Origin of the sequence: Streptomyces sp. SID14436, from assembly GCF_010548465.1 — a bacterium.
Lineage (GTDB): Bacteria > Actinomycetota > Actinomycetes > Streptomycetales > Streptomycetaceae > Streptomyces.
This window is the reverse complement of record NZ_JAAGMD010000269.1, coordinates 1-11,370: the sequence shown is the minus strand read 5'-3', so window position 1 is coordinate 11,370 and position 11,370 is coordinate 1. Positions and strand designations below refer to the sequence as shown.

6 protein-coding genes and 2 pseudogenes are annotated in these 11,370 nt (G+C 73.7%); 2 read left to right on the top strand and 6 right to left on the bottom strand.

Translation table 11 applies throughout. The features are described 5' to 3' along the window. Nucleotides 1-1,841: ATP-dependent helicase (locus G3I53_RS10055; RefSeq protein WP_164438237.1), on the bottom strand; the 1,841-nt coding region annotated here is incomplete at its 3' end. Nucleotides 1,842-2,077: 236 nt separating this feature from the next. Between G3I53_RS10055 and G3I53_RS10050 the strand changes: the two genes are divergently transcribed. After that, a complete protein-coding gene (locus tag G3I53_RS10050; RefSeq protein ID WP_164337939.1) occupies nt 2,078-2,335 on the top strand; it encodes a mycoredoxin in 258 nt (85 codons plus the stop codon). 286 nt (nt 2,336-2,621) lie between these two features. Here the strand turns inward: G3I53_RS10050 and G3I53_RS33755 are convergent. Beyond that, a pseudogene (locus tag G3I53_RS33755) lies at nt 2,622-3,044 on the bottom strand (recombinase family protein); the annotation flags it as partial. A 92-nt stretch (nt 3,045-3,136) separates the two neighbouring features. Between G3I53_RS33755 and G3I53_RS10040 the strand changes: the two are divergent. Further along, nucleotides 3,137-3,211: pseudogene (locus G3I53_RS10040) on the top strand (NrdH-redoxin); the annotation flags it as partial. A gap of 68 nt (nt 3,212-3,279) precedes the next feature. On the opposite strand, the gene nudC reads toward G3I53_RS10040, so the two are convergent. The 4 genes from nudC to G3I53_RS10020 form a co-directional block, all read right to left on the bottom strand. Continuing rightward, entirely contained in the window at nt 3,280-4,236 is a 957-nt protein-coding gene (gene nudC, locus G3I53_RS10035; protein WP_164337941.1) for an NAD(+) diphosphatase, read from the bottom strand. A gap of 137 nt (nt 4,237-4,373) precedes the next feature. Beyond that, the gene (locus tag G3I53_RS10030; RefSeq protein WP_164337942.1) at nt 4,374-5,786 is read right to left on the bottom strand and encodes a dipeptidase; all 1,413 of its coding nucleotides are present in this window, start codon (nt 5,784-5,786) and stop codon (nt 4,374-4,376) included. A 10-nt stretch (nt 5,787-5,796) separates the two neighbouring features. Then, on the bottom strand, nt 5,797-9,648 hold the full coding sequence (locus tag G3I53_RS10025) for a UvrD-helicase domain-containing protein (protein ID WP_164438236.1): 3,852 nt from the start codon (nt 9,646-9,648) through the stop codon (nt 5,797-5,799). 289 nt (nt 9,649-9,937) lie between these two features. Next, nucleotides 9,938-11,370, bottom strand: a 1,433-nt coding sequence (locus G3I53_RS10020) for a PD-(D/E)XK nuclease family protein (RefSeq protein WP_164438235.1), incomplete at its 5' end; no start/stop codon positions are given.

The following is an 11,370-nucleotide window of genomic DNA, read 5'->3' as shown; positions in this document are numbered from 1 at the left end:
CCCGCCGCCGCGCCCGGTACGCCGCGCTCCACGCCTCCGGCCCCGCCCGCGCCCGCCCGGCCCGGGCCGCTGCCCGACCCCGGACGCAGTCCGTCCAGGAAACGGCTGGGCCGCCGGTTCGGGCGGCCCCCGGGGGACCGGGACAGCGCCCAGGACAGGTGGAGACGCTCGCGGGCTCGGGTGACGCCGACGTAGAGCAGCCGGCGCTCCTCCTCGATCTGCTCGTCGGTGCGTGCGTAGGTGATCGGCATCATGCCCTCGGCCACACCGACCAGGAACACGGCGTCCCACTCCAGGCCCTTGGCCGAGTGCAGGGAGGCGAGGGTGACGCCCTGCACGGTCGGGGCGTGCTGCGCCCCGGCCCGCTCGTCGAGTTCGGTGACGAGGTCGGCGAGCGTGGCACCCGCTCTCGCGGCCGCGAAGTCCTGGGCGAGGTGCACCAGCGCGGCCAGCGATTCCCAGCGCTCGCGCACCGCGCCCGAACCGGCCGGCGGCTGCGCGCTCCAGCCCTCGCCCGACAGCACGGCACGCACCTGGGACGGAAGGTCGGGCGCGTCGTCGAGCAGCGCGTCGTTCCCCCCGAAGCGGGCCGCGGCGCGCAGCGCGACGATCGCCCTGCGCACCTCGGGACGGTCGAAGAAACGTTCCGCGCCCCGGAGCTGGTAGGGCACCCCGGCGTCGGCGAGGGCCTGCTCGTAGGTCTCGGACTGGGCGTTGGTGCGGAACAGGACGGCGATCTCGCTCGCCGGGACCCCGGCGTCCATCAGCTCCCGGACCCGGCGCGCGGTCCCCTCCGCCTCGGCGGGCTCGTCGGCGTACTCGGCGAAGACCGGCTCCGGTCCCCCGGCCCGCTGGGAGATCAGTTCCAGCCGGTGGTCGGCGGCCCGGCCGCTCGCCTGGGCGAGCAGACCGTTGGCGAGCCGGACGACCTGCGGGGTGGAGCGGTAGTCGCGCACCAGCTTGACGACCGTGGCTCCGGGGTGCCGGGTACGGAAGTCGAGGAGGTGGTCCGGCGTCGCACCCGTGAACGAGTAGATGGTCTGGCTGGCGTCCCCGACCACGCACAGGCTGTCCCGGTCGCCGAGCCACAGTTCCAGCAGCCGCTGCTGGAGCGGACTGACGTCCTGGTACTCGTCGACGACGAAGTGCTGGTACTGGGCGCGGACCTGTTCCGCCACGTCGTGCCGGTCCTGGAGCACCGCGACGGTGAGCAGCAGCACGTCCTCGAAGTCGATGACGACGCGCTCCCGCTTGAGCTCCTCGTAGGCGGCGTACAGCTGGGCGACCTCGGCCGGGTCGCGCGGCGCCTCGCGTGCGCTCTTCGCGGCCGCGAGCGGATAGTCGGCGGGGACGGTCTGGGTGACCTTCGCCCACTCGATCTCCGCGGTGACGTCCCGCAGCTCGCCCCGGTCGAGCCGGATGCGGCAGGCGGCGGCCGCGTCGGCGACCAGCTGGGCCTTGCGGTCGACGAGCCGGGGCAGCGAGCCACCGATGGCTTTCGGCCAGAAGTACTGGAGCTGCCGCAGGGCCGCCGAGTGGAACGTGCGGGCCTGGACACCCACCGCGCCGAGCTGCCGGAGCCGGCCGCGCATCTCCCCGGCGGCGCGGTTGGTGAAGGTGACGGCGAGCACGCTGGACGGCTGGAGGATGCCGGCCCGCACCCCGTAGGCGATGCGGTGGGTGATCGCCCTCGTCTTGCCGGTACCGGCGCCGGCCAGCACGCACACCGGGCCGTGCAGCGAGGTGGCCACCTCGCGCTGCTCGGGGTCGAGCCCTTCGAGCACCGCGTCGGCCGAGTCCGGTACCTGCGGGAAGAGGGGGGAGTGCGTTGCTGCTGTCACACCGCCATGCTGCCAGGTCGCCGGCGACGGGTGAGCCGGTTGTCCACAGGCGGACCCTCGCAGTCGTATGAACGCCGCACGTTGACGGGGTGGGCCGTGCGCAGGCGTCACGCGCGGGTGCGGCGGAGATCACTCCCCGCCGCCGGTGGGGCCCCCGCCCGCCGGGAATGGCGGCGCGGGGGCGTACGTTCCCTGGACGAGGACTTCCCCGAGCCGCCGAAGGAGAGCGAAACGACATGCCGGGCACTGTGACGATGTACAGCACCACGTGGTGCGGCTACTGCCGTCGGCTGAAGAGCCAGATGGACCGCGAGGGCATCGCGTACACCGAGATCAACATCGAGCAGGACCCGGACTCGGCCGCGTTCGTCGAGAAGGCGAACGGGGGCAACCAGACGGTGCCGACCGTTCAGGTAATTCCCTCCAATGGTGGCACTGAGGTCGTGATGACGAACCCGAGCCTTGCCCAGGTGAAGCAGGCGCTCGGCGTCTGACCCTTGCGAGACGCAGCCCCCGACCGGCCTGAGGCTGATCGGGGGTTTTGTGTGCCCCGGGGAGACCGCAGCGACGGGACCAAGGCCCGCCCCCGGCAACCACCGCCGTAGATGCGAGGCCGTTCAACCAGTCGGCGACGGCCGAGAAGCTCGGCTTCTCGATGAAGCGTCGGATCATCTCGATCAGTGTCGGGCCGTACTCGGGGGCGAGTTCCAGGGTGAAGCCCGCGTCGCCCTTCACCGCTCGGCGCCCGAACGGGACAAGGCCACCCGGCCACCGGCCGGTCTTCCGCATGGTCTCCCGGGAAGCCTTGTTGCGGGCCTTGATGGCGTCCAGCTCGGCCTCTGCCACCACGGCCAGGATCTTGGCGATGGTCTTGCCCCACGGCTTCGAGAGGTCGAATCCCTCCTCGCAGGAGATGAGGCCCTTACCGTTCGCCTCGCACCACTCGATGATGTCCGAGAGGTGGCGGACCGACCGTGCGATGCGGTCGATCTTCAGGATGATGATGTGGTCGAACTGATCCTTCTTGTTGTTGAGCCAGTCCCCCAGGGACGGACGCACCCACGGCGAGATGGACGCCGACACGTCGATGTCGACCGCAAAGTCGACCAGCTCCATTTCCTCCGCGTCGGCCCGCTTGCTGATGCGGGTCCGCTGCGTTTCCTCGCCGGTCTGGTTCTCGTTGCCTACAGACAGACGGACCACGCCAAGCGCCCTGGGCTTCTCGCTCACCCTTGCCCCTCCCCGTTACAGGGGCGGCCCCCCTGGCCACCAGGAGGGAAGCCTACAGACCGTGGACCGTATTGTTCCCGGACGGTTCCACGCTCACCAACCCGTCGCTGGCGCAGGTGAAGCAGAAGATCGGCGCCTGAGCGGCCCGCACAGCTGTGGGGTGGTCGTCCCTGTCGGGGCGGCCACCCCTTTGCGTGGGGCGGGCCCTTCAGAAGGCGGTGCGGGTGGGGAGGGGCTTGCCGTACCAGCGTTCGATCAGGCGGGCCGCGATGGAGATGCCGTAGGGCGGCAGGACCTCTCCGGAGGTGAAGGCGGCGTCGAGTTCGTCGCGGGAGAACCAGCGGGCCTCGTGGATCTCGTCGCCGTCGACCTGGATCGTGGTCGAGGTGGCGCGGGCGACGAAGCCGAGCATGAGGCTGGACGGGAAGGGCCAGGGCTGGCTGGCGAGGTACTCGACCTCGCCGACGTCGATGCCGACCTCCTCGTGGACCTCGCGGCGCACCGACTGCTCGATGGACTCGCCGGGCTCGACGAACCCGGCCAGCGTCGAGAAGCGGCCCTCCGGCCAGTGGACCTGGCGGCCGAGGAGGATGCGGTCGTGCTCGTCGACCACGGCCATGATCACTGCGGGGTCGGTGCGCGGGTAGTGCTCGGCACCGCAGGCGGGGCAGCGCCGGATGTGGCCGGCGGCGGCGATGACGGTGCGTTCGCCGCAGCGGGAGCAGAAGCGGTGCAGGCGCTGCCAGTTCTCCAGGGCGACGGCGTGCACCATGAGTCCGGCGTCCCGCGGGGACAGCAGGAGGCCGGCCTCGCGCAGCCCGGCGGGGCGGGCGGAGTCGTCCATGCGGCCGGGCAGGGAGTCCTTCTGCAGGGCGAAGTAGCTGACGCCGTCCTGGTCGATGCCCAGGAAGTAGCGGTGGGCCTCGGTGAGCGGGGCCTCGAAGGAGGGCGTCATGACGATCTCGGTCCGGCCGTCCGCCGTCTCGTCGATGAGGACCTGGCCGCCGGAGACCACGAAGCAGCGGGTGGAGGGGTGGCTCCACGCCGCCGCGAGCCATGCCTCGTCGAGGCGGTGGTGGGCGGCGCGGTCGATGCCGTTCGGGGCGGTGAGCGAGACGGGGCGGTCGGCGGTGTGGTCGGTCCAGGTGGTCACGGGTGCTTCCAACTCCCCCGGTGGAACGGATTGGGTCGCGGGTGGTCGTGCGGGACGTGCGGCGGGCGGCGACCGGTCCGGCGGCACACGGCGGCGGGGTCCTTCCAGTGTGCCCCGCGCGGGCGGCCGGACCGGACGGCTCGACGGGGTCAGGGGACGTGCCGCCGCTGTCCGGCCAGGTCGCCCCACAGGTACGCGGTGGTCTCGACGCCCTTGAGGAGCAGGTCGATCTCGACCTTCTCGTTGGGCGCGTGCCAGCCGTCGGACGGTACGGAGATGCCGAGGAAGAGCACGGGCGCGCCGAGGACGTCCTGGAGGTCGGCGGCGGGGCCGGAGCCGCCCTCGCGTGTGTAGCGCACCGGTCGGCCGAAGGCGCGTTCCATGGACCGGACGACGGACCGCAGGGCCGGGTGGTCGAGCGGGGTGAGGCAGGGCCGGGTGGCGGGGCGGAAGACGACCTCACCGCGGATGCCGTCGGGCAGTTGGTCGGCCACCCAGTGGCGGACGGCCTTCTCGATGTGGTCGGGGTCCTGCCCGGCGACGAGCCGGAACGACAGCTTGACCATCGCCGACGACGGGATGATCGTCTTGCTGCCGGCGCCCTGGTAGCCGCCGCCGATGCCGTTGACCTCGGCGGTGGGGCGGGCCCAGACGCGTTCGAGGGTGGTGTAGCCGGCCTCGCCGTGGGTGGCGTGGGACTTGGCGGTGTCCAGCCACCGCTGCTCGTCGAAGGGGAGCTCGGCGAAGAGTTCCCGCTCGCGGTCGGTGAGCTCGGTGACGCCGTCGTAGAAGCCGGGGACCGCGACGCGCGCGTGCTCGTCGTGCAGGGCGGCGACCAGGCGGGCCACGGCGGTGGCCGGGTTGGGGACCGCGCCGCCGAAGGAGCCGGAGTGGATGTCCTGGCCGGGTCCGTGCAGCCGGATCTCGCACTCGGCGAGGCCGCGCATCCCGGTGCACACGGTCGGGGTGTCCTCGGCCCACATGCCGGTGTCGGAGACGATCACGGCGTCGGCGGCGAGCCGGTCGGCGTGTTCCTCGACGAGGGCCCGGAAGTGCGGGGAACCGGACTCCTCCTCCCCCTCGACGAGCAGTTTGAGGGTCACGGCGGGGCTGGTGCGGCCGGTGACGGCGAGGTGGGCGCGGACACCGAGCGTGTGGAAGAAGACCTGGCCCTTGTCGTCGGCGGCGCCGCGCGCGTACAGGCGGTCGCCGCGGACGACGGGCTCGAAGGGCTCGCTGTCCCAGCCGTCCTCGCGGGCGGCGGGCTGCACGTCGTGGTGGCCGTAGACGAGGACCGTGGGGGCGTCGGGGTCGTCGGAGGGCCACTCGGCGTAGACGGCGGGGGCGCCCGGGGTCTGCCAGATCTCGGTGACCGGGAAGCCGGTGCGCCGGAGTGCGTCGGCGAGCCAGGCGGCGCTGCGGTGCACGTCCGGCGCGTGGTCGGGCTGGGCCGACACGGACGGGATGCGCAGCCACTCGGCGAGGTCGTCGAGGAAGGCGGCGCGGTGATCCTCGATGTAGGTACGGACGGCGTCGACGGCACTGTCAACGGGCTGGCTCATGGTCACGAGCCTAACGGCCCGCGCCGGCCTCCTCGGAGTGCGGTATCTCACCGGACGGGTCCGCGCCGAGGAGCCGTTCCAGTGCGGCGCGGCCGGGGAGGGGGTCGGGGCGGACGACCTCGCCGGTGCGCACGTACAGGAAGGCGGCGCTGACGGATTCCGGGGGGACGCCCTGCTGCTCGGCCCAGGCCAGGCGGTACACGGCGAGCTGGAGCGGGTCGGCGGTGCGGCTGCGGCCGGTCTTCCAGTCGACGATCTCGTAGGTCACCCGGTCGCCGTCGTCGTGCCGGTAGACGGCGTCGATGCGGCCGCGGACGACGCGGCCGGCGATCGTCAGCTGGAAGGGCGCCTCCACGCGGTACGGGGTGCGCTGGGCGTACTCGGTGCGCTCGAAGGCGTCCTTGAGGGCCTGCAGGTCGTGTTCGTCGGCGATCTCGGCGTCGTCGCCCGGCAGGTCGTCGGGTTCGAGCAGGGGCAGGGTGAGGGCTTCGAAGCGGGACTCGACCCAGGCGTGGAAGCGGGTGCCGCGGCGGGCGGCCGGCTGCGGCGGGCGGGGCATGGGCCGGGCGAGTTCGCGGGCGAAGCCGTCCGGGTCGGCCGCCAGGCGCTGCACCTCGGAGGCGGTGAGCGAGGGGGGCAGGACGACGTCGGTGACGCGGTCGCGGGCGCGCAGCAGTTCTCCGGTGAGTGCGTCGAGGTCGCGGTCCCAGGAGGCGACGGTGCGGGCCTCCTCGGGGGTGAGGCGGGGCATCCGGCCGGGGTGGTGGGGCGCGGTTCCGGCCGTGGGGCGGGCCTGCGGGGCTCCGGGGCCGGGGCCGGGGCCGGTCGCCTGGTGCGGGACGGTGGGCCGTGCGGACGGGCCGGCATGCGGGCCGGGGTCGCCGTCCGGGTCCGGGTGCGGGAACCCGGCATGCGGGCCGGGTTCGCGGTCCCAGTTCGGGTTCGGGTTCGGGTCCGGGTTCGGGTCCCGGCTCGGCTCCCGGTTCGGGTTCGGCTCCCGGTTCGGGTTCAGGTGCCGGTTCGGGTTCGGGTCCCGGTTCGGCTCCCGGTTCGGGTTCGGGGTCTCGCCCGGCTGACCGTCCGGGGACGGGGCGTCGGGGAAGGCGGCTTCGGCGGGGAGGCCCTCCGCACCGTCCGCTCCGCCGCCGGTGCCGCTTCCGTCGGAGAAGGCGTCGTCCTCGAGGAAGGGAGCGTCCTCGGGGAACGCCTCGTCGTCGGGGAACAGGGCGTCGGTGAAGGGGTCCTCGTCGGGGAAGGGGGCCTCGGCGAGGAAGGGTTCGTCGTCGGGAGGCGGCGGCCAGTCGGGGTCGTCGTAGGTGTCCGTCGGGCCGGGTGCGGCCGGGGCCGTGCCGTACTCACCGGTGGCGAGGGCGTCGAGATGGGCGAGGACGATGTCGGCGGCCGCGCGGCGCCGGGCGAGGGCACCGCTGTCGAGGGGCAGCGGCCACACCTGGTCGTCGTCGGACCGGTGGAGGGCGGGGTTCTCCTCGTCCTCGGCGGGCTCGTCCGCCCATGCCTCGATCTCGCCGTGTCCGGCGGCGCAGTGCTCGTACAGGGCGAGCAGGAACTCGGACGGGCCGCGCGGCTTCTTCTGGCTGGGTCCCCACCAGTGGCCCGAGCCGAGGAGCAGGGAGCGGGGACGGGTGAGGGTGACGTAGCCGAGGCGGAGTTCCTCGGTGTGCTGGTGGTCCTTCATGGCCTCGTGGAAGGACTTCAGGCCCCGCGCGTCGAAGGAGGTGAGGTCGGGCAGGGTCGCGGCGTCGCCGCGCAGCGCGTGTGGGAGCACCTTGCCCTGGGCTGTCCACTTCTCGCGTCCCTGGCTGCTGGGGAAGGTGCCTCTGACGAGGCCGGGGACGGCCACGACGTCCCACTCCAGCCCCTTGGACTTGTGGGCGGTGAGCACCTTGACGGTGTTCTCACCGCCGGGGAGCGCGTTGTCGAGGCCCTTCTCGTACTGGGCGGCGGTGCGCAGGAAGCCCAGGAAGGCCAGCAGGGTGGCCTCGCCGTCGCCGGCGGCGAAGGAGGCGGCGATGTCGAGGAAGTTGGAGAGGGTCTCGCGGCGGCGGGCGGCGAGGGCGTGCGGGGACGCCGACAGCTCGACCTCCAGGCCGGTGACGGCGAGGACGCGGTGCAGCACGTCCATGAGGGGGTCGGCGAGCGAGCGCCGCAGGTCGCGCAGCTCGGTGGCCAGGCGGGCGAAGCGCACGCGCGCGTCGGGTGAGAAGGGCAGGCCGTCGTCGTCGCCGTGTCCGTCCAGCGGGGTTTCCAGGAACGTGTCGAGGGCGTCGGCCAGGGAGATCACCTCGGACGGGTCGACGCCTTCGACGGCCTCCGCGAGCCGGCGGTCGGGGTCGTCGTCGGCGACGGGCGCGTGGGTGACCAGGAGCCGGGCGCGGCGGCCGAGCAGGGCGAGGTCGCGGGGGCCGATGCGCCAGCGCGGCCCGGTCAGCAGCCGCACGAGGGAGGCGTTGGCGCCGGGGTCCTGGAGGACCTCGCAGACGGCGACCAGGTCGGCGATCTCGGGGAGGTGCAGCAGCCCGGACAGGCCGACGACCTCGACGGGGACGTCACGGGCGACGAGGGCGCCCTGGATCTCGGCGAAGTCGGCGGCCGTGCGGCACAGGACCGCGATCTCTCCGGGGGCGGTGCCGGTGCGGACGAGGTGGGCGAGGGAGTCGGCGATCCAGTCGATCTCCTCGGCGTGGGTGGGCAGCAGCGCGCAGCGCACGGTGCCGTCGTGCTCGGCGCCGGGGGCCGGACGGAGGGCTTCGACGCCGGCGTGCATCGCCCGCAGGGGTGTGGCCAGTCCGTTGGCGAGGTCGAGCAGGCGGCCGCCGCTGCGGCGGTTCTCGCTGAGCGACTGGCGGGTGGCGGGCCGGCCGTCGGCGCGGGCGAAGTGCTCGGGGAAGTCGTCGAGGTTGGCGACGGAGGCGCCGCGCCAGCCGTAGATCGCCTGGCAGGGGTCGCCGACGGCGGTCACCGGATGGCCGGTGCCGTCGCCGAAGAGGCCGGCCAGCAGCACGCGCTGGGCGACGGAGGTGTCCTGGTACTCGTCGAGGAGGACGACGCGGAACTCCTCCCGCAGCGCGCGGCCCACGTCGGGGACCGTCGCGAGCCGGGCGGACAGCGCGATCTGGTCGCCGAAGTCGAGCAGGTCGCGTTCGCGTTTGGCGGCCCGGTAGCGCAGGACGAGGTCGGCCAGCTCGCGGCGGGCGGCGGCGGCCTCGGGGATCTTGCGCAGGTCGGCGTTGCTGAGCTTGGTGTTCTCCAGGGCGCGCAGCAGGTCCGTGTCGTGGGCGCGCAGGTCCTCGGGCCGGACGAGGTGCTCGGAGAGTTCTCCGTCGAGGGCGAGGAGGTCGGCGACCAGGTCGGCGAAGGAGCGGGTGAGGGCCGGGTAGGGGCCGGGGGCCTCGCGCAGGACGCGCGCGGCGAGCTGGTAGCGGGTGGCGTCGGCGAGCAGGCGGGAGGTTGGTTCGAGGCCGAGGCGCAGGCCGTGGTCGGTGAGCAGCCGTCCGGCGAAGGCGTGGTAGGTGGAGATGACCGGTTCGCCCGGCGGGTTGTCCGGGTCGAGGTGGTCGGGGTCGGTGACACCGGCCTTGATCAGCGCCTTGCGGACGCGCTCGGCGAGTTCACCGGCCGCCTTGTTGGTGAAGGTGAGACCGAGCACCTGCTCGGGAGCGACCTGGCCGGTGCCCACCAGCCAGACCACGCGCGCCGCCATCACCGTCGTCTTGCCCGATCCGGCTCCGGCCACGATCACCTGCGGGGCGGGCGGCGCGGTGATGCAAGCCGTCTGCTCCGGCGTGAAGGGGATGCCGAGGAGTTCCTTGAGCTGTTCGGGATCGGTGATACGAGCGGGCACACGCAGAGGCTAGCGGCGGCCACTGACAGCGAACGCCCACGCGGCCCCGGGCGGGGGCGAATGCGCAGGTCGGGGCGGGTGGTGCAACGGGTCACACCGGTTCGGTGGAGCGCCTTGGCCCGGCGGGGTTGACCGGTCGCGCGGCGCCCGCGGCCAGCCAGGGGAGGACGGACGCCGGTCGATAGGTGTCCCGGCCGTCCGGCGGAGGACGGACGCCTGTCGGGCGGGGCCCCGGCAGGCCCGGCGGGCTCCGCGCGGCCCCGGCTCATCCGACGGGCCCGAGGCCGGCTCACTCCACGACGTGCCGTCCCTCCGGCCGGGCGCTGCACGACGCGCGGAAGGCGCAGTGCGTGCAGTGCTGGCCGGTGCTGGGGGTGAACCGCTCGTCGAGGACCTTCCCGGCTGCGGTGGCCAGCAGGTCGCCGACCCACTCCCCCTCCAGCGGCTCCTGCGCCTGCACCTTGGGCAGGGTCTCCCCGCCGTCCCGGCGGGCGGCACCCTGGCGCAGGTGGACCAGTTCCGCGCCACCCGGCTCGGGCCGCACCCCGTCGAAGACCTCGTCGACGGCGCCCTCGCGCACGGCGAGCTGGTAGACGGCCAGCTGGGGGTGGCGTTCCACCTCCTTGGCGGTGGGCGCCTGCTTGCCGGTCTTGAAGTCGACGACGTACGCGCGCCCGTCGCCGTCGGCCTCGACGCGGTCCATCTGGCCGCGGATGCGGACCTCGTAGTCGCCGGCTTCGAGGGTGACGTCGAAGTCGTGCTCGCTGGCCACCGGGGTGCGGCCGGTGCGGTCCATGACGTGCCAGCGGAGGAAGCGTTCCAGTGCGGCGCGCGCGTTCTCCTTCTCCTGGGCCGACTTCCAGGGGGCGTCGAAGGCGAGCGCGTTCCACACGGAGTCGAGGCGCTCCATGAGCACGGCGAGATCCGCCGGGGTGTGTCCGGAGGCGACCTCGTCGGCCAGCACGTGGACCACGTTGCCGAAGCCCTGGGCGGCGGTCGCGGGGGCGTCGGCCTTGACCTCGCGGCCCAGGAACCATTGCAGCGCGCAGGTGTGGGCGAGCTGGTCGAGGGCGCTGCCGGAGAGCACGACGGGCTGGTCGCGGTGGCGCAGCGGCACCTTGGACTCGGTGGGTTCGAACATGCCCCACCAGCGGTAGGGGTGCGCGGACGGCACCAGGGGACGGCCGTCCTCGTCGGCGAGGGCGGCCAGCCTGGCCAGCCGGTGGGCGGCGGCCTCCCGCAGGCCGGCCGAGACCCGGGGGTCGACGGTGGTGGCGCGCAGCTCGGCGACCAGCGCGGCCACGGACAGGGGGCGGCGCGGGCGCCCGGTGACGTCCTTGGGTTCGACACCGAGTTCGGTCAGGAAGCGGGAGGGCTGGTCCCCGTCGTCCGCGGGAGCCTTCACTGCGGTGACGACGAGACGCTCCCGCGCGCGGGTGGCGGCCACGTAGAACAGGCGCCGTTCCTCCGTGAGCAGGGCGCCCGGGGTGAGGGGCTCGGCGAGGCCGTCGCGGCCGATGCGGTCGGCCTCCAGCAGGGATCCCCGGCGGCGCAGGTCGGGCCACAGGCCCTCCTGGACCCCGGCGAGGACGACCAGGCGCCACTCCAGGCCCTTGGAGCGGTGCGCGGTCATCAGGCGCACGGCGTCGGGGCGCACCGCGCGGCGGGTGAGGGTGTCGGCGGCGATGTCCTCGGCCTCGAGTTCCTCCAGGAAGTTCAGGG

Bases quoted from the DNA above. Each gene is read 5' to 3' on its own strand.
- G3I53_RS10030 (WP_164337942.1), bottom strand. From the start codon at position 5,786: ATGAGCCAGCCCGTTGACAGTGCCGTCGACGCCGTCCGTACCTACATC.
- G3I53_RS10050 (WP_164337939.1), top strand. From the start codon at position 2,078: ATGCCGGGCACTGTGACGATGTACAGCACCACGTGGTGCGGCTACTGC.